The sequence below is a fragment of the Pseudomonas sp. Irchel s3a18 genome (assembly GCF_900187535.1).
Classification (GTDB): domain Bacteria; phylum Pseudomonadota; class Gammaproteobacteria; order Pseudomonadales; family Pseudomonadaceae; genus Aquipseudomonas.
Map to the genome: position 1 here is coordinate 137,666 of NZ_FYDV01000011.1, position 19,404 is coordinate 157,069.

Here is a 19,404-nt window from a genome sequence, read left to right on the forward strand (position 1 = left end):
AACGGATGTGTTTAGAATGCCCCTCAGCACGATTGCCCAGCGATCAGCACGCAGGTTATCCGACCCTGCGAAGCTGACCACAAAAACAAGAACGTAGACGGGCATACAGATGATGGACGAACACCGGTATACCGGGTTTGATCCATGGCTGGACCGTCATAAGAATGAGGCTGCCGGGATGGCGGTTTCATCGTGGGATGCCATGAATTTCATTCTTTATTCAGACGTGAACGACCGCTCGATCAGCCAGAGTCTCGGCCGTCCCGAATACAGCTATTATTTCGTCCTCAAGGCCTATCGTCCGGTCCTTGAGAGCCTTGGACGAGTTCATGTGGTTGATTCGATCGGTGAGGTCGACCCACTCTATCGACGCCTTCAAGACGAGGGCGAAGAAAGCCTGTTCCTTTCATTTGCACCGCCCCACAAGACACCCGCCGACCTGCATTGCCCAACGCTCTGCGTGGTGGCCTGGGAGTTCGACTCGATCCCCGACGAGCACTGGGATAACGACCTGCGGCAGAACTGGAGCCGCACGCTGGCCAGGCAAGGCCGGGTCATTACCTTGTCCAGCCATACCGCGCAGGCCGTACGCAAAGCACTGGGGGAGGACTTCCCGGTGCTGGTCTTGCCCACACCGCTGTGGGAAACCTTCGCCAGTGTGCGCGACCAGTACCCGAGTGCCCCCATCAACCAGGGCGCGACCCTGCAGACCATCGGTTGCATCATCGACAGCCGTGTACTCGGTCTTTCAGCAGACGGCCTGGTTGCACCGATTATCCCGGAACCGGAATCGGAGACTGAACCCCTAGCACTGCCGGAGCCGGAAATCATCACCCAGGCACCCCCCCTGACCTGGCGCCGACGGCTTTTCATTGGCAAACACTATCTGCGCGAGAGTTTACGCGAGTCCGCTGGCCAGTCGCTGCCTAGGCGGTTGTTCATTTTCCGGCACTACCTGCACCAGACCTACGGTGAAGGTTTTCGTGATCTGTTGCCCGAGCGCCTTCGGGGCCTGCTTGCCCGGGTTCGTCCTGAGCAACCGCAGGTGGCCGAGCCTGTGATCGAGGTACTGTCCGCGGACCCGCATCCCCAAGCCAACCTGCCGGACACCACCGAGCGGGTGGAGACCCGGGTCGATGGCGTGGTCTACGTCAGCGTGTTCAATCCTGACGACGGCCGCAAGAACTGGCACCAACTGATCACCGCCTTCTGCTGGGCCATGCGTGAGGTCGAAGACGCCACGCTGGTGCTGAAGATGACCCAGAGCGACCTGTCCACCTATTACGTCGAAATGCTGACCCTGTTGTCGCAGTTGTCGCCGTTCTCCTGCCGAGTGGTGGTCATGCACGGCTACCTGGACGATCAGCAGTTCGCCCGCTTGTATGGCGCGGCCAGTTTCTATGTCAATGCGTCACGTTGTGAAGGGTTGTGTCTGCCGCTGATGGAGTTCATGGCCTGTGGCAAACCGGTGATTGCGCCCGCGCACACGGCCATGCAGGACTACATTGATGAGCGCGTGGCCTTTATCGTTGAGTCGAGCCAGGAGCCTGCGGTATGGCCGCAGGACACGCGCATCCTGTACCGAACCTTGCGTCATCGACCCGATTGGGGCTCGCTGAAAAACGCCTACCAGAACAGCTACCGGGTCGCCAAAGAGCAACCGGAGCACTACCAGGCGATGTCTGCTGCGGCCAGCCAGCGCATGGCTGAGTACTGCAGTTTCGCCGTCGTGCAACAACGGTTGAAGGACTTCTTCGAGCCGACCCCGACAACCCAGAGTAGGCCGGCATCTGCTGCCGCCGTGGCGGGCACAGCACCATGCTGATCATCATTCATTCGGAAACCAACAAAAGTAACATCGTGCAGAACCTTGGCCGCCCGGAGTACAGCTACTACTTTGTGCTCAAGGAGTTCCGCCCGGTACTGGAGCGTCTGGGGCAAGTCATCGAAGTCAGCAGCCCGGACGAGCTGGTCGACCGCTTGTATGTCGATTGTCAAAGCCGAGGCGAGGCGTGCATTTTCCTGTCCTTCTCTCCACCCCATCGCACGCCGATGCACTATGCCTGTCCGACCATCCCGGTGTTTGCCTGGGAATTCAGCACCATTCCCACCGACACCTGGCACGACGAGCCACGCCACGATTGGCGCGTGGTACTGGCAGCGTCGGGTGCGGCGATTACTCACTCCAGCTTTACGGTCAAGGCCGTACGCGATGCGATGGGCGCGGACTATCCCGTCAGTGCCATCCCGGCGCCGGTGTGGGACCGATTTTCCGGACGTCGCCAGGGCCTGGACAAAAAGCCCCGGGCCGAACAGGTCACGCTCAACTTGCGTGGCCTGTTGATCGACAGCCGCACCCTCGACCTGCGGCCCTATGGCCCTGAGGCGTTGCGTGAAGGTGAGGCGGTGGTGTTCGACGGACCGGCGCGCGACTGCCAGCTGGTGCTCGATGGCGTGATCTATACCTCGGTGTTCAACCCTTACGATGGCCGGAAAAACTGGCAGGACATGCTCAGCGCGTTCTGCACTACGTTCCGCGATACGCCGGACGCCACCCTGGTGTTGAAGTTGACGCACCACGATATCGCCGATGCGTTGAATGACATGCTGCATCACCTCTATAAAAACCAGTCCTATCGCTGCCGGATTGTCCTGATTCACGGATTTCTCGCCGACGCGGACTACGAACGCCTGGTGGAAGCCACCAGTTATGTGGTCAACAGTTCGTTTGGCGAAGGGCAGTGCCTGCCCCTGATGGAGTTCATGTCGTGCGGTAAACCGGCCATTGCACCCTGCAATACGGCGATGGCCGACTACATCGACAGTGAGAACACCTTCATTGTCGATTCGACGGACGAGCTCACTGCCTGGCCCCACGATCCGCGCGCAGCCTATCGGACGCTGCGCTACATCACGAATTGGGATTCATTGTGCTCGGCCTACAAGGCCAGCTTTGATGTGGCCTGGAACGATGAGGCGCGTTATGCGCGCATGTCGGCCCATGCGGTGAACAAGCTTGAGCAGTTCTGCAGCCAGGCCAGCACCGAACAACGGCTTCGGGAGTTTTTCACGACAGTGCTGGCCCGGGAAACGACCCCGGCATGATGGCTCGATTGCTTCGCTGGTTGCGTCCGGTGCCAGTGCCCGCCCCGGTGACTGTTCCGGTCAGCGCAGTGTCGCCCCGCGATTGCGGGCTGACCGACGCGGTGCTCGATGGCTGGTTCCAGGGCGATACGGGTGAGTTGCTCAAGGGGTTTGCCATCACCGCCGAAGACACGCTGCTGGACGTCGGTTGTGGTGAAGGCGTGGCGACCCTGTTTGCCGTGCGCCAGGGCGCATCCGTGATCTTTACCGACAGTGAACACGACAAGGTGCGTGATCTGGCCAGTCAGGTGAATGCCCAGACCCAGGCGCCGTCTCTCGGTCTGGTCAGCAACAGCCTGCCGCTGCCATTGGCCGACGGTTGTGCGAGCAAAGTGGTGTGCATGGAAGTGCTGGAGCACGTCGATACACCTGAGCAGTTCATGGCGGAGCTGGTGCGCATGGGACGTCCTGGTGCCCAGTACCTGCTCAGTGTGCCCGCCCCGGTGGGTGAACACTTGCAACAGGGCATCGCGCCGGCAGGCTACTTTCAGTCGCCCAATCATGTGCAGATCTTTTCCCATGAGCGTTTCGCCGCGTTGGTCGAAGACGCCGGCCTGGTGATCGAGCACCGGCAGGCCACCGGTTTTTTCTGGGTCATGGGCATGATCTTCTTCTGGGCCAGCGAACGAGCGGCCGGTCGCGACCTGGGCGGGGCGGTGCGTGACAGGATACAGCCGCCATACCCGCCGTTGATGGAAAGCTGGGCGCGCACCTGGCAGGACTTGCTGGCACAACCCGACGGGCTGGCGATCAAGCAACTGCTGGACCGGTTCATGCCCAAGAGCCAAGTGATCATTGCGCGCAAACCGGTGACTTCGCAGGAGCGATCATGACCCACAAGCGGATCATGGACATTGAACTGCTGCGTGCCATTGCCGTGCTCGGTGTGTTGTTTCATCACCTGCAAGGCAGCCTGTTTCCGGGTTCGCAGCCTCTGCTTGAGCATCTCGCGTTGCGTGGGCAGCTCTGGTGGGGCGTGGACCTGTTCTTCGCCATCTCGGGCTTTGTCATTGCCCGTAGCCTGATACCGGCGTTGCGGGGTTGCCGCTCGCGCCAGGAATACTGGGAGCAGACCCGCAACTTCTGGATTCGACGGGCCTTTCGTTTGTTGCCGTCGGGCTGGCTGTGGCTGCTGCTGACCTTGTTGTGCAGCCTGTATCTCAACCAGTCCGGGGTGTTCGGTACCTTGCGTGCCAACCTGATGGCAACGATGGCGGGCTTCCTGCAGTTTGCCAATTTCAGGTTCGCCGACAGCTTCTTCACCTACGAGTACGGAGCCAGTTTCATCTACTGGAGCCTGTCTCTCGAAGAACAGTTCTATCTGCTGTTGCCATTGCTGGCGCTGATTTTTCGGCGTCATCTGGTATGGGCGTTGCTGGCGCTGGTCGCGGCACAGTTGCTGACTTTTCGTGACCCGTTGCTGATGGTGATCAGAACCGATGCGCTGGCACTCGGGGTGTTGTTGGCGTTGTGGAGTGCACGGCCTGGCTATGGGCGATGGGAGCCGATGTTTCTGCGGCGTGCCTGGCTCGGCCCATTGGTGTTACTCGGCATCGGGGCGGCCTTGAGCGTGCTGGCGACGGATCAATTCTCCCTGACCCGCTACCGCATTGGGGCGATCGCGGTGCTCTGTGCGGTGCTGGTCTGGATTGCATCTTACAACCGCGATTACCTGTGGCCACGGGGCCGGCTGAAGACGCTGCTGACCTGGGTTGGCAGCCGCTCCTATGCGATGTACCTGACGCACATTCCGGCGTACCTGTTGGTCCGCGAGTGCGGGTTCCGCCTTGAACCCTTGGGGTTGTCGCCTGCGTTGAGCCATCCAGTGTTGATCCTGGCCTGCGCGGTGACGCTGGTCGTGGTGCTCAGCGAACTCAACTACCGATTCATCGAGCTACCCATGCGTGACCGCGGTGCAAGCCTGATTGCACGCCTGAACGCTTTCCGAACGGCTGTCACGTCCTCTGGAGTCACCTCATGTTGAGCCTGTTGAAGAAACTCACTGCGGGTGCTCCCGCCCCCATGCCCGTACCGCCAGAAGCGCCCGCAGCCAAGGCTGACCCCTACATGCTGGGCCTGCGCGACGCAGTCCTGAGCGGTTGGTTCAATCAGCAAACCGGCGAGTTGTTCACCGGCTTCCCGGTGACGGCCGACGACACCTTGCTGGATGTCGGCTGCGGTGACGGCGGCAACGTGCATTTCTGCGCCACCCGTGGGGCGAAGATCATCATCGCCGACATCGATGCGGCCAAGGTCGAGGCGACCCGCTTGCGGCTGGCGGACACCATCGCCCCGAGCGTCGAGTGCCACGTCACCGATTGCGCACCGTTGCCGATTGCCGATGGCACGGCGACACGGGTGGTGTCCACCGAGGTGATCGAGCACGTCGATGACCCGGCACAGTTCCTCGCCGAACTGGTGCGCGTGGGCAAGCCTGGTGCGTTGTATCTGCTCAGCGTCCCGCATCCAAGTTCCGAAGATCTGCAGAAAGATATCGCCGCTGCAGAGTATTTCCAGAAGCCCAACCACATCCGCATCATCAGCGAAGATCAGTTCAAGCAGATGGTCGGCGATGCCGGTCTCGACGTGATCAGCCACAGCCAGTACGGCTTTTACTGGTCGCTGTGGATGTTGCTGTTCTGGGAGGCCAAGGTCGATTTCAGCAACCCCGACCACCCGCTGCTCAATCACTGGGCCGAGACCTGGCAGGCGGTCCTGGATTCGCCGCGCGGTGCGCAGATCAAGCAGGCGCTGGATGGCGTCGTGGCGAAAAGTCAGGTGATCATTGCCCGCAAGCCGTTGGCTGAGTAGGCTGATGCGCTGAGCAACAAGGGCCCTGAGAGGCTGATGCCAGTCAGTTAAGGATGGGGGTCGCATTTGTAGGAGCGAGCGTGCTCGCGATGGACGTTAACGATAACGCGTGTTTTCTGATTAAACGCGTTGTCCTTGAGTCCATCGCGAGCGCGCTTGCTCCTACAAGGGTTGAGTTCGCTTAACTGACTGGCATTACCCTGAGAGGCCCTTTTTGCGTTTAGGGATGACCTCAGCCACAGGCCTTTATGTCAGCGACTTTTTTGCGCCGTTGCGCGCTAGTGTTCAGCGCCGCGCTGCTCGGCGGTTGCCAGCAACAGGACGCACCGCCCCTCGATCAACAGCTCTACATCTGGCAGCGTCAATGGACGACGGCCCATGAAGATGCCCTGGCTCAATCGCGCCCGGACTTTTCCACCCTGCGGGTGCTGGCTCTGCAGGCATACCCGCAAACCGGTTGGCGCCGGGCGCAGATCAATCCAGCGTTGCTGAAGGATGATGGCCGTCCGCTGATCGCGGTCATCCGGCTCGATGGTCAGCTCAAGCATCTGGATCAAGCCGAAGCCATGGCGCAGGTCCAGCGCGTGGTCGCCCAATGGCAGGCTCAGGGGCTGACGCTGGCCGGCGTTGAGATAGACCACGATGCGGGCACGGCGCGTTTGTCTGCCTATCGTGAGTTCCTCGTTGGCTTGCGCAATGTCCTGCCAGTGTCATTGAAACTGAGTATCACCGCCTTGCCGGCCTGGCTGGACAGCCCTGAGCTTGCGCCGTTGCTGGCGGCGGTCGACAGCAGTGTGTTGCAGGTGCATGCCGTCAGCCGTCCTGAGCGTGGATTGTTCGACCCCGTGCAGGCCCGGAAGTGGGCCGAGCGCTGGAGCCGAATCACCACTAAGCCTTTTTATCTGGCACTGCCAGCCTACGGTATTGCATTACTGCCCGATGACGGCGGGGCGCCGTTGATTGAAAGCGAAGTGCCAATCGAGCGCGTTGGCCTGCGCCGTGAACTGCTGGCCGATCCGCAGCAACTGTCGACCCTGGCCAGCCAGTTGCGCGCCGAGCCTCCATCCCATCTGGCCGGGTTGATCTGGTTTCGCTTGCCGCTCAAGAGCGACCGGCGTGCCTGGAGCCTTTCGACATTAAGTGCGGTGGCGCGGGGTGATCGACTGCAGAGTCAGTTGACGCTGAACCTTTCCAGCCACGACGGTCTGTACGACATCGTCGTGAGCAACACCGGCAACCTCGACGCGGCGTTGCCGGAGCGTGTGACGTTGCCGGCGACCCAGTGCGATGGGTTTGATGCACTCAACGGCTACACCGTGCAACTGACATCGGGTGTGCTCGGTTTTACCCGTCTCAAGGACGGCCGATTGCCAGCCGGTGCCGAACGCACCCTGGGATGGGCCCGCTGCGTAACTATTGATCAAGGAGGCTCACATGTTTTCCCGTAATTGGCCGCGTCATTTGCTTGCCCTCGGCCTCTGCCTGCCTTTGGGTACGGCCATGGCCTGCGGGCCGGATTTCCCGCTGCGTTTGCTCAGTGACCGGGCGCAGACCCTGGGAGAGTTGCCGGAGGGCAGTTTCCAGTTCGAGGTCAATCGCCTGGGTAAAGCCATTGCGGGCCTCAAGCCGGCGGTGGCAAGTACCTTCAACACTGATTACGGCAGTGATGAAGATCCTCATGTGCAAGCCCGAAATCTCGCCGAACAGCAGGGCTTGAGCGACGTTCAACGTACGCAAGTGGCGCAGCTGCGCAGACTGCAAAGCGCGCAACAGGTACAGGCCGAAGCAGCCGGCTTGCCACCGGAACTCAGCCTGTACACCGCCGGTGCCGTGGCGTTCAACGCGGGCGAGCCTGGCGTGGCGGCGGAGTATTTTCGTCAGGTGCTGGCGCTGCCGGCCGACCAGCGTGCGCTGCGCAGCACCTGGGCGGCGTACTCGCTGGGCCGGGCGCTATTTGCGGTCAGCCAGGCGGCGAGCGAGCTCGATGCTGCCGGTCGCCGGGACGTTCTGCAGCAGGCGCGACAGGCCTTTGTGCAAGCGCGTCAGCTGAGCATTGATGGCTTCAGCGATCCGCTGGAGCTGGGTATCGCCAGCCTCGGCGAAGAGGCACGGCTGGTGCGCCAAGCGGGGGACTGGAACAGCGCCATCGAGTTGTACGCGACCCAGAGCCTGCAAGGCTCGCCCGTGGGCTACAGCTCCCTCAAGCAGTTGGTGGAAGAACTCAATGCAATGCCTGAGGCGCAACTGCACGAACTGCTCAAGGGCAAGGCCGTTCAGCACTTGGTCACCGCAGCCCTGGTCAGCCATGTCGGCTGGTCTTACGGTGAACAACCTCCGGCGGAGCAGAAGATGATCAAGGCGCTGGTGCGCAGCGCCACGGGCAGCCTGGAAAACGCGGACCGTCTGGCCGCGCTCAATTATCAGATTGGCGACTACGCCAGCACCAACACTCTGCTTGAGCACGCAGGTGACGGCGGCCTGGCCTGGTGGCTGCGAGCGAAAATGGCGCTGCGTAATGGCGACAAAGCGGCGGCGGTGAGTGCATACGCCAACGCTGCCAAAGCCTTTCCGCAAGACGAAGATTGGGGCTATCGCGGCACCTCGGATGGCGACTATGAAACCCTGAAACCTGGTTGCCGGGTCGACGGTGAGCGTGCGTTGTTGGCGCTGGAGCGCGGTGATTATCTGCAAGCTTTCGAGCAGCTATACCGCAGCCAGGACCTGTATTGGCTGGATGCGGCGATGGTGGCCGAACGAGTGCTGACGGTCGACGAGCTCAAGCAGTTCGTCGATCAACAGGTACCGGCACCTGCGCCGCTGACCCAGCAGGAGCGCGATGATTACGTACCGCTGTCCATTGCTGCACGCTTGCGGGATCTGCTCGGACGACGGTTACTGCGTGAGCAACGCTACGACGAAGCGCCTCAGTACTTTGCGGATCCACTGATGCAGGGGCTGGCCAAGGAGTATGGTCGCTTGCGTGAAGCCGCCGAGACGGGGTGGTGGCCGAGCCGTCGGGCGGAGAACTATTTCAACGCAGCGTTGATGGCACGCAACCATGGAATGGAGTTGCTGGGCTACGAAATGGCTCCGGATTACGCCACGTTTGACGGCAACTTCAGCCTCGCAACACCTGAGCTCAAGGTCGGGCCGCTGATCAGCGAGGCGGAGGTGAAACGTCAGCAGACCAGCGCCGCCAAACCGGATGAACGCTTCCACTATCGCTACGTCGCAACGGGCTTGGCCAGCCAGGCGGCCGACTTGCTACCCCACAGCAGTCAGGCATTCGCCGCAGTGTTGTGCGCCGCAGCCGGTTGGGGCACCAGCTTTGAGGAAGAGAAAGCCTTCTATCAACGCTACGTGAAGGAAGGGCCGTATGTGGATTGGGCAGTGAATTTCGGCCATCAATGCCCTTATCCCGATTTCCAGAGCGCCGACAAACGTTATGTAACCCAGGCACTGGCGCCGGTACGCAGTGCATTGCGGCCCTATAAGCCGTGGCTGCAGATAGGCGCTTTGCTGGTGTTTACCGGGCTGGGTCTATGGCTGATCAACCGCCATAAGCGCAGGACCAGGTAGGTTCACGCCTGCTGGGCAAAGGTCAGGCGCAGCGCGAAGCCGATCAGCAGGCTGCCAAACAGCCATTGCTGAACGCGCTGCGCCGACGGGCTGCGTGTCAGCCAGCGGCCGAGCCCGGCGCCGATCAGCGCGTAGGCACTGTCGAATAGCAAACCGACCAGCACCAACACCCCGCCCAGGGTCGCGAACTGCGTCAGCACCGGGCCGGCTTGCGGGTCGATGAACTGGGGTAACAGCACGGAACAGAACAGCAGGGCCTTGGGGTTGAGCAGGTTGGTCAACAAACCGCGCTGGATTGCCTCGCGCCAGTCCAGTCTCGACGCGCGCGTGCCATTGGCGTTCAGGTTCGGCAGCATGTTCGAGCGCAGGCATTGAATCCCCAGCCATAACAGGTACGCAGCACCTGCCAGGCGCACGATGTCGAAGGTCCAGGGTGCGGCTTTGAACAAGGCCGCCAGGCCCAGCGCGGCGAGTGCTACGTGGCACCCCCGGGCGATCGCCAGGCCGATGGCGGTGGCCAATGCGGCGGCCTTGCCCTGTCTGGCGCCGGTTTGCAGGAGCAGGATCATGTCGGGGCCTGGCAGCAGATAGACCACGGCCAATGCCAGGAAAAACAGCCAGAGCTGCGTCATGTCACACCCCTTCGATTGCGATTACATGAGCAAAGTCTAGGGCCGAAGGGCAGGGCAGGTGGTTGCGTAATGAAGTGTACAAGCCGCTAGAATTGGCAGCTTCTGCCATTCGATGCAAAAAAAACGTCAGGAACTGCCAAATCATGAAACTGGATGCTTATGACCGCCGAATTCTTGCCGCGCTGCAACGTGACGGACGCCTGAGCAATGTGCAATTGGCGGACGAAATCGGCCTGTCGGCTTCGCCATGTTTGCGCCGGGTGCGGATGCTTGAGGAGGCCGGGGTGATTCGCGGCTACCAGGCCAACCTAGACCGTGACGAAGTCGGATTGGGGCTGACGGTGTTTGTCGGGGTCAAGGTCGTACGGCACAACGATGAAGAAGCCGAGGCTTTTCGTCTGGCGGTGACCGCGCTGCCGGAAGTGATTTCGGCGTTTCTGGTGTCGGGAGAATCAGACTTTCTGTTGCAAGTGGTGGTACCTGACTTGCGCGCATACGAGAGCTTCCTCACTGGCAGTCTGCTCAAGCTGCCGGGGGTGAGCGACATCCGCAGCAACTTCGCGATCCACACGGTGAAAACCCCAGGGCCATTGCCGTTGGGGCATCTGCCGGCCTGAGTTCAGGTTGCGCCTGTATCGCTAGAGCTTCGATTTTCATTGTCGTCGATCCATGCAGCCACGAGCGTAGTTCCACGTGGAACACATGAATTCGGCGGCCCGTGGGTGTCGCGGTTCAACATTTTTCTGTTTTTTTCGATACGGCTGTAACGCCGCCGGGGCGGCGCTCTCTAGTGCTATGTCGGGATTGAACACCTTTCCAGCCGACACCCCTGTCGATTATCGAGGATAAGAAAAATGACCATGAAAACCGCTGCCGCTGGTGCTGCCCTCGCGTTGGCCGCCGCCACCCTGTTTGCCGGTGTCGCCACTACGGCTTCGGCTGCCGATGCCAATGTTCACTGCTATGGAGTGAATGCCTGCAAAGGTCAGAACGACTGCAAGACCAAAGACCACGCGTGTAAAGGCATGGGTGCCTGCAAAGGCCAGGGCTTCCAGGCGATGACCCAGGCGGCCTGTGAAAAGGCGGGTGGCAAAGTCGGCGAGTAACCGACGACCGCGTGTTACCGCAGTGGTGCCTTGTTCACCACTGCGGCCACTTTGCGAGGAGTCTGCAATGTCCGCGTCCACCCCCAGCCTCGGCTACGGCCTGGGTTTGCGCAGTGCCTACTATCAACAGATTCTGGAACAGTCGCCGGCAGTGGACTGGTTTGAAGTCGTCTCCGAAAATTTCATGGTTCAGGGCGGCAAGGCCCTGTACTACCTGGATGCCATCGCCGAGCGGTATCCGCTGGTGATGCATGGCGTGTCACTGTCCATCGGTGGGCCCCATGCCCTTGACCCTGAGTATCTGCAGCAACTCAAGGCATTGGCCGAGCGGGTCAGGCCCGCGTGGATTTCCGATCATTTGTGCTGGAGCCGAGGCAGCGCCCATCAGCTGCACGACCTGCTACCGCTGCCCTACACCGAGGAAAGCCTGAGCTACGTGGCCGACCGGGTGCGACAGGTGCAGGACGTGTTGCAGCGACCTTTGGTGTTGGAGAACGTCTCCAGTTATGTACGTGCAGCCGCTGATGAGTTCAGCGAATGGGAGTTCCTGGCGACGTTGAGTGCCGTCAGCGGTTGTGAGCTATTGCTGGATGTGAACAACGTCTACGTCAGCTCCCGTAACCATGGCTTCGATGCCTGGACATTCATCGAGGCGTTGCCGGCACAGCGTATCCGGCAACTGCACCTGGCGGGCCATCACGATTACGGCGACTACGTGATCGATACCCACGACCACCCGGTCAGTGACCCGGTCTGGGCGCTGTACCAACGAACCCTCGACCACCTCGGTCCCGTTGCGACCTTGCTTGAGCGGGACGACCATTTTCCGCCGTTTGAAGAACTGCTCGCTGAGTTGAAAAAGGCTCGCGAGCTGGGCGACGCCACGCTGGCTCGGAGACTCGAATGTGCCTGAACGAGTGGCAACGGGCTTTTGCAGACTACCTGCTCGGGGAGCAGGCCGCAGTCAATTCCGCCTTGGCTTGCACGTTGATCGGAGGTCCGAGCCTGGACGTCGAGACGGGGTTGGCGATTTACCACAATGCTTATCAGGCCAGGTTGCAGGATGTCCTGCGTGATGACTTTCCGGCGATCCGACACTGGATGGGTGACGCAGAGTTCGATCAACTGACGGCGCAGTACTTGCGGCAGAATCCGTCGGCACACTATAGCTTGCGTTGGCTGGGCAGCGGCTTCGAGGCGTTCATCCGTACGCATCTGGTTGAGGCGCAGGGCGCACCCTTGGCCGAGTTGGCACATCTGGAGTGGGCGTTCACCCTGGCCTTCGATGCCGTCGAGCATGAGCCGTTGACGATGGAGAGCATGGTCAACCTGTCGCCTGAGGAGTGGCCGGCGCTGCAACTTGCGTTACGGCCGTGCGTGCAGTGGCTGGAGTGCTGCTTCAACAGTGTTGTGCTGTGGCGTTCGGTGAAGGATGGGACTGAATTCCCGGGCAGCCGGAAGCTGGATGCGCCGCAGGTGGTCGTGGTCTGGCGTGCAGGCCTGATCTGCCATTACCGCAGCCTGCCGCCCGATGAGGCGTGGGCGCTCAGTGGCATGGTCAAGGAAGGCTGGAATTTCGCCGAACTGTGCGCACAATTGACAGTCAATTATGGAGAGGGCGCACCTCTTCAGGCCGTGACCTGGCTGAAACAGTGGGTTTACGACAGCTTATTGCTCCGTCGTGATTCATAGGAAAAGGCTATTTATTCGGTAGCCAGCTTATTTTTCACGATGGTCTACCCTCAGTTCAGACGTCTGAAACAAGGGGGATTATTCATGCTCGTGCAACTTCCGCCGGCCTTACAGAATCTGCAATTGCCGCTTCGCTTGCGACTCTGGGACGGCCATGAATTCAATCTGGGCCCTGCGCCCACCGTCACGATTGTGGTCAAGGATCCGCAACTGGTGCCGCAATTCATCCATCCCAGCCTTGACCTGCTCGGTGCGGCTTTTGTTGAAGGCAAGCTTGAGCTCGAGGGTTCGATCAGCGATGTGATCCGGGTCTGTGATGAGTGGACCCAGGCACTGCTGGAGGACGTTGACGGCAATCAACCAGTGCGCACGGTCCATGACAAAGCCACTGACGCGGCGGCCATTTCCTATCACTATGACCTCTCTAACGCGTTTTATCAGCTCTGGCTCGACAGTGACATGGCGTACTCCTGTGCCTACTTCGAGACTGGGAGTGAATCCCTGGAACAAGCCCAGCAAGCGAAATTCCGTCACCTGTGTCGCAAACTACGGCTGCAACCCGGCGAGTACCTGCTGGATGTAGGCTGCGGTTGGGGAGGGTTGGCGCGTTATGCGGCGCGGGAGTTCGGGGCCAGGGTGTTTGGCATCACCCTGAGCAAGGAGCAGTTGGCGCTGGCCCGTGAACGGGTGGCCGATGAGGGGTTGCAGGATCTGATCGAGCTGCAGTTGCTCGACTACCGCGATCTGCCCCAGGACGGTCGGTTCGACAAGGTGGTGAGTGTCGGCATGTTCGAGCATGTCGGCCACGCCAACCTGCCTGAGTACTGCCAGACCCTGTTCGGCGCGGTGCGTGAAGGCGGCCTGGTGATGAACCATGGCATTACCGCCAAGCACACCGATGGCCGGCCGGTCGGGCGCGGGGCAGGGGACTTCATCGGGCGCTATGTTTTCCCGAATGGCGAGTTACCGCACCTAGCGATGATGTGTGCCCAGATCAGTGAGGTCGGGTTGGAAATCGTCGATGTCGAAAGCCTGCGCCTGCACTACGCACGTACGCTGGATCACTGGAGCGAGCGGCTGGAGGACAACCTTGAGACCGCCGCCAAAGAAGTGCCGGAACAAGCCTTGCGGATCTGGCGGCTGTACCTGGCAGGTTGCGCCTACGCGTTCGCACGGGGCTGGATCAACCTGCACCAGATCCTCGCGGTCAAGGCCCATCCCGACGGCAGTCACGAGCTCCCCTGGACCCGTGACGACATCTACAACCCTTGAATTAAAGTATCGGTGAGATAAGCCGGGCGATCCGCATGCCAAGCTGTTGCAGGCGGTGGGTCTCCTGGCCTTCGTCCTTATCGATCTCGCTGGCCAGGGCGAAGTCGTCGTTGAGCATGTGCTCCACTTCACCGGCAAATGCACTGTCGACGGTCAGCAACATCACTTCGAAGTTGAGCCTGAATGAACGGTTGTCCAGATTGGCACTGCCAATGGCGCTGATTTCGTTGTCGATCAACACAACTTTCTGATGCAGGAAACCTGGGCGATAGCGGTACACCCGGACCCCCGCGCGAACCGCTTCGAAGGCATAGAGACTGGAAGCGGCGTAGACGATCCGATGATCCGGTCGTGACGGCAGCAGAATCCGCACATCGACACCGCGCAGCACCGCCAGGCGCAGCGCGGCAAACACGGCTTCGTCAGGAATGAAATACGGACTGGTGATCCACACGCGTTCGGTGGCGGCATGGATGGCCTCGACGAAAAACAACGAGCAGGTTTCGTAGGGGTCTGCCGGGCCGCTGGCCAGTAATTGGCAGAGCACACCTTCATCGGGATAGCTCTGCGGCAGGATCAGGGGCGGGAGCGCTCGCGCCGCCCAGAACCAGTCTTCGGCGAACGACTCCTGCATGCACGCCACCACTGGGCCGCAGACGCCAACGTGCGTGTCGCGCCAGGGTGACAGCGGCGCCTTGGCGCCCATGTATTCGTCCCCGACGTTGTGCCCGCCAACGAAGCCCTGCACGCCGTCGACCACGACGATCTTGCGGTGGTTGCGGAAGTTGACCTGGAACCGGTTGAGCCAGCCACTGCGGGTGGCGAACGCCTTGACGTTCACCCCCGCGTCGCGCAATGCCTGCACATAGCTGCGGGGCAGGGAGTGGCTGCCAACACGGTCGTAGAGCAAGTAGACCGCCACGCCTTGCGCGGCTTTCTCCAGAAGCAGCGTCTGCAGGCGTCGGCCCAGATGGTCGTCATGAATGATGAAGAACTGAATCAACACCGCTTCGCGTGCGTGACGGATGGCCTCGAAAATCGCCTCGAAGGTGGCCTGGCCATTGATCAGCAGGCGCAGTTGATTGTTGGCCAGGCACGGCATGCGTCCCAGTTTGGGCATCGCCCGCAATGAGGTGTAGGCTTTCGAGGCGCGGGCAGTCAACGCTTCCTCGATCCAGGGACGCCAGTTCAGGTCGGTGATGGCCTTGCGCATTTCTTCGTTGGCCTGGCGACGGGCCTTGATGTAGGCGTCGAACGTGCTGCGACCGAACACCAGATAGGGGATGAGCGTCAGGTAAGGGATGAACACCAACGACAGGGCCCAGGCGATCGAGCCTTGGGCCGTCCTGACGGTCAGTACGGCATGAATGGCCGCGATCGTGCCCAGGGAATGAATGAGCGCGATCAGGTAAGCGAAAAGGTGGGGTCCAAAAAAATCCATGGGGCGACCTTGCTCCTGAGAGTTCAACGCTTAACAGACCATGTTCCACGACGAATGTCGCTATTTAATTGAGCATGCAACCGAAGTCGCCTGGCGACGTCTAACGGCCATTAATGAACGGGAGTTACTCGATGAACGTACGTCTGCTGGGTTTTGCCATGGCTGCTGGCTTGTCACTTCCTTTGGCTGCTCAGGCTCAGATGCTGCAGCCGGGCTTGTGGGAGCTGACGTCAAGCAACATGAAGGTCGATAACCAGAACCTGCCGGATCTGCAACTGATCCTCAGCCAGTTGGGCAATCAAATCACCCCGGAACAAAAGGCGGCACTGGAGAAACAGGGCATCAACATGGGCGGTAAAGGTATTCGCGTGTGCCTGACACAGGCGCAGGTTCAAACCGACAGTATTCCGCTACAAGATCCGCAATCGGGTTGTAAGCAGGAGATTACCGACCGCACCGGCAACCAGTGGAAATTTCGTTTCAGTTGCCCGAAAGCCCAGGGCGCCGGCGTTGCTACCTTCCTCAGCGACCGAGAGTTCAACACCACCGTCAACGGTACCTTCAACGCGACCGGTATCCAGCAAACGGGCAGCATGGACACCCGCGCCGTGTGGTTGGGACAGGACTGCGGGACCATCAAACCTCGCGCCTGAATGCTTTGCTGGTGAGCCCGTGCCTACTCGATCGAGGTTGCAGGCATGGGCTCGTCAGCGAAGGCCTGGTCATGCCCCACACCCAATCGCAATCGCTCGCATACCGCTTCGACGCTCATCTGCCCCAGATCCTCCCCCACGCTGCTGCGCAAGCTGACAAACCCACCGTCCAGTTCCTTGTCTCCGATCACTAGCAGATAGGGCACTGCCTGCTGGCGGTGCAGACGAATCTTGCTGCTGATGTGCTCGTTGCGGACATCGGAGTTGGCACGCAAACCGGCGCGACGCAGTGCATCGGTGACGGCTTGGGTGTAGTCGATCTGGCGTTCGTCAATGTTCATCACCATGACGTGTTGCGGTGCCCGCCATTCATCGAGCTCGTGCGGGCTGGCCCAGCACACGCCATAAATCCGTTGCCGTGATGTACCGCCGAGGTGGTTGAGGGTGAACGCCTGAATCACGCTGGTCGAGGGCACGTGCGGCCCTTCACTCAGCCTGAGGGGGTTCGATGGGTACCGCGACAGCAGGTGAGACATGGAATGGTTGGTCGCTGCCAGGGTGTGCATGCGGGTTTCGATGTTTTGCAGGTCATAGGCAGATAACGCGTGCTCATGGGCAAACTCACAGTAGAAGCCATCACCGACCACTGCGCCGTCTAGTACCTGTGCATGGGGATAAAGCTGCCGGATCGTCATCGCCAGCAACAGTGCGCACGAGCGGCGCAGGATTTCCAGTCCATCCGGTTCACGCACCGTGACGATGCTGACCCGCGTGTCACGGGAAATCAGAAATCCACAATCGACCAGCGAGCCATTCACCCGTCCGGCCACAGCGGCTTTGGCCAGGCCGAGACTGATGCTCGCGGCGATTTCGAAAATGGAAAGCGCTTGGTCGTACTCGCGCCGTGAGCCGTCAGGCAAAGTGATATGAATCATCGTTAGCGATCCTGTGTGTTGCACGCATAACGGGATTTAACGCATGAACCGTAATGGGAAACGCTGACATCTGTCATTAAGACGTTCGGTGTATCTGCAATGTGTTCCGATACCCTCGTTGTACTGAGCGAGAATCGACAACCACTCAACGCGCTGTTCATGCATGCTCAGAATTCGTTCTGCAGGGCTTTGTATCCGCGCACCAGATCGACGTTGGTGCGCGCGACGTCTTCGGAAAATTCCGAGGCGCTGACACTGACTGACGGGAACCTGGACAAGTCGGTGCCGGGGCCAATGCGGGTGGTGGAGGGGACATAGAAGTCACTCGGCAAGTCCCGGCCATCCACCACCGAGTTATGCCGCACCACGCAACCATCGCCCACTACACAGTTGAACAGCACGCTGTTGAAACCGATGAACACCCGATTGCCGACAGTGCACGGGCCATGGACGATGGAGCGGTGGGCAATCGAACTGTACTCACCGATGGTCACCGCCGCCCCGGATTTTGAGTGGATCACCACGCCATCCTGAATGTTCGAATTGGCGCCGATAGTGATCGGCTCCATCTGCCCTGAGTCGTCGACTTCATCGGCGCGAATCACCGCATAGGGGCCGACGAACACATTCTCTCCGATCACCACTTTACCGCAGATGATCGCAGTTTTATCCACGTAGGCCGACTCGGCAATCCACGGCAAGTCACCGGAGGGGTTCTTGCGAATCATGCGGTCTCCCCGTTCCAGTGACTCTCTGCCACCGCATCGTGAGCGTGAAGACTTTCCGCGTGCACGACCCGCAGACGGAACGACTTGATGCCTGGAGAGCGTTTTAGCGCCCGGTTCAAGCGGCGTGCGGCGTCTTCGCAGAACATCAGGTTTTGGCCATTGGCCAGGGCGAAAGCCTGTTCATCCGCGCGCTTTACCGCGGTTTGAACGGCGGTTCCCAGTGCCGCTTCGGCGTCGTTGATCGCCGCTATCAGTGGCAGGTCATCCAGGTAGTCACCCAGGCACAACTGCAACTGTGCGCTGCTGCGTTGGCTGTGGGGGGTTGCAAGGATGCCGCTGGAAGAGCCGAGCCAGGCCAGAACGTCGGTGTGCTGCAACGACTTATTGGCAAAGTCATCGACAAACTGCTGCTGAATCAGTTGCCGTGAAAGCGCTGCCGAACAGGGGCAAGTGGACGAATAGGTCACCTCAATGTTCAGTTCCACGTGGAACACTTGGTTTTCCAACCGAGCCTCAATGCTGATCGGATAGCTTTTCCAGCCGGCCAACGGGCTGATCAAGGCAGGACGTTTGAGCAGTAGATCGGCGTGAATGCGCAGGTAAGCCGAAGTGGATAAGCCCGCATGGCTGTCGAGAAACCGTTGTAGTACACCTCGCATTAGCGCCGGAGTGAGGCGCTCTTGCTCAAGCATGTCCAGCGCCAGATATAGGCGCGACATATGAATGCCACGGGCTTCGTCGTTATCAAGACTGACACCCGCATCGGCTTTTGCGCTCACGCGCTGGCCATCGAGCACCACAGGAAGAGCAATGCCGCACATGCCCACCCAGTCGAGTGGCAAGGCTTGGCGTGAGGCCTGCGCGGCGATATCCGGCAGAGTCAGCGCATTCATGGGCAGGTCCATCGTTGGAAATTATTGGGTATGTTATATAATAACATTAAAGGCGACGATAGTTTTTTCGAGCTCCCAAGAACCCGATCTAGCAGCCCGTGAGCCGGCTGCAGGTAAATTTGCCGCTGGATCCGCCGGAGCTGGAAAACCGATTAAGGGTGGTCCAGCCAACGCGGCGGCTGTAGCCGACCCAGGCTTCGCCGTCGGACGCCAGCCCGGTGAAGAAGGTCAGTTGCCCGTAGCGGCTGCTGGTCTGCACCCAATAGCGTTTACCGCTGACTTCAAACCCCCGCATATAGGTCGTGTTGCCCGCCGTGGCGACGCTGTAGGCATTACCGTCCCGGTCCATACAGGCCAGCAGATTGGCGCTGCGTGTGCAGGTGGCCAGGTCAGGGGCCTGGGCGAAGGCGCTGGCCGTGAGCATGAGGGCAAGACTCATCAGTGAGTATTTAAGGGCGATGTACATCGGGTTTCTCTTGGGGGCAAGGGGGATTGGCGCATTGGTATTGTTATACTAT

At 60.3% G+C, this 19,404-nt stretch carries 19 protein-coding genes; 13 read left to right on the forward strand and 6 right to left on the reverse strand.

Features of this window, described 5'->3' with window-relative positions:
* The first annotated feature begins 202 nt into the window (after nucleotides 1-202).
* The 7 genes from CKW29_RS16640 to CKW29_RS16670 all read left to right on the forward strand — a co-directional run bounded on the left by CKW29_RS16640 (nucleotide 203) and on the right by CKW29_RS16670 (nucleotide 9,534).
* Nucleotides 203-1,825, forward strand: coding sequence for a glycosyltransferase (locus CKW29_RS16640; protein ID WP_095148852.1), 1,623 nt, complete (start codon nucleotides 203-205; stop codon nucleotides 1,823-1,825).
* On the forward strand, nucleotides 1,819-3,105 hold the full coding sequence (locus CKW29_RS16645) for a glycosyltransferase (protein WP_095148839.1): 1,287 nt from the start codon (nucleotides 1,819-1,821) through the stop codon (nucleotides 3,103-3,105). The genes CKW29_RS16640 and CKW29_RS16645 overlap by 7 nt, the downstream gene beginning before the upstream one ends.
* The gene (locus tag CKW29_RS16650) at nucleotides 3,102-3,977 is read left to right on the forward strand and encodes a bifunctional 2-polyprenyl-6-hydroxyphenol methylase/3-demethylubiquinol 3-O-methyltransferase UbiG (protein WP_095148840.1); all 876 of its coding nucleotides are present in this window, start codon (nucleotides 3,102-3,104) and stop codon (nucleotides 3,975-3,977) included. Before CKW29_RS16645 ends, CKW29_RS16650 begins: the two co-directional genes overlap by 4 nt.
* On the forward strand, nucleotides 3,974-5,128 hold the full coding sequence (locus CKW29_RS16655; protein WP_095148841.1) for an acyltransferase: 1,155 nt from the start codon (nucleotides 3,974-3,976) through the stop codon (nucleotides 5,126-5,128). Before CKW29_RS16650 ends, CKW29_RS16655 begins: the two co-directional genes overlap by 4 nt.
* The gene (locus tag CKW29_RS16660) at nucleotides 5,122-5,955 is read left to right on the forward strand and encodes a bifunctional 2-polyprenyl-6-hydroxyphenol methylase/3-demethylubiquinol 3-O-methyltransferase UbiG (protein WP_095081117.1); all 834 of its coding nucleotides are present in this window, start codon (nucleotides 5,122-5,124) and stop codon (nucleotides 5,953-5,955) included. The genes CKW29_RS16655 and CKW29_RS16660 overlap by 7 nt, the downstream gene beginning before the upstream one ends.
* Before the next feature lie 248 nt (nucleotides 5,956-6,203).
* Entirely contained in the window at nucleotides 6,204-7,403 is a 1,200-nt protein-coding gene (locus tag CKW29_RS16665) for a DUF3142 domain-containing protein (RefSeq protein ID WP_095146235.1), read from the forward strand.
* Nucleotides 7,390-9,534 (forward strand): hypothetical protein, encoded by a 2,145-nt coding sequence (locus tag CKW29_RS16670; RefSeq protein WP_095146237.1) that lies wholly within the window; start codon nucleotides 7,390-7,392, stop codon nucleotides 9,532-9,534. Before CKW29_RS16665 ends, CKW29_RS16670 begins: the two co-directional genes overlap by 14 nt.
* A gap of 2 nt (nucleotides 9,535-9,536) precedes the next feature.
* Here CKW29_RS16670 and CKW29_RS16675 read toward each other — a convergent pair whose 3' ends face one another.
* Nucleotides 9,537-10,166: a LysE family translocator gene (locus tag CKW29_RS16675; protein ID WP_095146239.1), complete on the reverse strand. Its 630-nt coding sequence runs from the start codon at nucleotides 10,164-10,166 to the stop codon at nucleotides 9,537-9,539.
* A 143-nt stretch (nucleotides 10,167-10,309) separates the two neighbouring features.
* Here CKW29_RS16675 and CKW29_RS16680 point away from each other — a divergent pair, with 143 nt between their 5' ends.
* The 5 genes from CKW29_RS16680 (at nucleotide 10,310) to cfaB (ending at nucleotide 14,236) form a co-directional block, all read left to right on the forward strand.
* On the forward strand, nucleotides 10,310-10,783 hold the full coding sequence (locus CKW29_RS16680; protein WP_095081125.1) for an Lrp/AsnC family transcriptional regulator: 474 nt from the start codon (nucleotides 10,310-10,312) through the stop codon (nucleotides 10,781-10,783).
* A 237-nt stretch (nucleotides 10,784-11,020) separates the two neighbouring features.
* Complete coding sequence (locus tag CKW29_RS16685) at nucleotides 11,021-11,272, forward strand: hypothetical protein (RefSeq protein WP_095146240.1); 252 nt, start codon at nucleotides 11,021-11,023, stop codon at nucleotides 11,270-11,272.
* Between the two features lie 67 nt (nucleotides 11,273-11,339).
* Nucleotides 11,340-12,185: a DUF692 domain-containing protein gene (locus CKW29_RS16690; protein ID WP_095146242.1), complete on the forward strand. Its 846-nt coding sequence runs from the start codon at nucleotides 11,340-11,342 to the stop codon at nucleotides 12,183-12,185.
* Nucleotides 12,176-12,964: a DNA-binding domain-containing protein gene (locus CKW29_RS16695; RefSeq protein WP_095146244.1), complete on the forward strand. Its 789-nt coding sequence runs from the start codon at nucleotides 12,176-12,178 to the stop codon at nucleotides 12,962-12,964. The genes CKW29_RS16690 and CKW29_RS16695 overlap by 10 nt, the downstream gene beginning before the upstream one ends.
* 84 nt (nucleotides 12,965-13,048) lie before the next feature.
* Complete coding sequence (cfaB, locus tag CKW29_RS16700; protein ID WP_095146246.1) at nucleotides 13,049-14,236, forward strand: C17 cyclopropane fatty acid synthase CfaB; 1,188 nt, start codon at nucleotides 13,049-13,051, stop codon at nucleotides 14,234-14,236.
* A gap of 1 nt (nucleotide 14,237) precedes the next feature.
* On the opposite strand, the gene cls is transcribed toward cfaB, so the two are convergent.
* Nucleotides 14,238-15,677 carry a cardiolipin synthase gene (gene cls / locus CKW29_RS16705; protein ID WP_095146248.1) on the reverse strand — a complete coding sequence of 480 codons (1,440 nt, stop codon included), beginning with the start codon at nucleotides 15,675-15,677 and terminating at the stop codon, nucleotides 14,238-14,240.
* 131 nt (nucleotides 15,678-15,808) lie between these two features.
* On the opposite strand from cls, the gene CKW29_RS16710 reads away from it, so the two are divergent.
* A complete protein-coding gene (locus CKW29_RS16710; protein WP_095146250.1) occupies nucleotides 15,809-16,330 on the forward strand; it encodes a DUF3617 domain-containing protein in 522 nt (173 codons plus the stop codon).
* A gap of 23 nt (nucleotides 16,331-16,353) precedes the next feature.
* Here CKW29_RS16710 and CKW29_RS16715 read toward each other — a convergent pair whose 3' ends face one another.
* The 4 genes from CKW29_RS16715 to CKW29_RS16730 all read right to left on the reverse strand — a co-directional run bounded on the left by CKW29_RS16715 (nucleotide 16,354) and on the right by CKW29_RS16730 (nucleotide 19,352).
* On the reverse strand, nucleotides 16,354-17,265 hold the full coding sequence (locus tag CKW29_RS16715; protein WP_095146251.1) for a His/Gly/Thr/Pro-type tRNA ligase C-terminal domain-containing protein: 912 nt from the start codon (nucleotides 17,263-17,265) through the stop codon (nucleotides 16,354-16,356).
* 167 nt (nucleotides 17,266-17,432) lie between these two features.
* A complete protein-coding gene (locus CKW29_RS16720) occupies nucleotides 17,433-17,993 on the reverse strand; it encodes a DapH/DapD/GlmU-related protein (protein ID WP_095146253.1) in 561 nt (186 codons plus the stop codon).
* Entirely contained in the window at nucleotides 17,990-18,886 is an 897-nt protein-coding gene (gene folE2 / locus CKW29_RS16725) for a GTP cyclohydrolase FolE2 (RefSeq protein WP_095146254.1), read from the reverse strand. The genes CKW29_RS16720 and folE2 overlap by 4 nt, the downstream gene beginning before the upstream one ends.
* Nucleotides 18,887-18,974: 88 nt before the next feature.
* Nucleotides 18,975-19,352, reverse strand: coding sequence for a glutamine synthetase (locus CKW29_RS16730; protein WP_095148842.1), 378 nt, complete (start codon nucleotides 19,350-19,352; stop codon nucleotides 18,975-18,977).
* Between the last annotated feature and the right edge of the window lie 52 nt (nucleotides 19,353-19,404).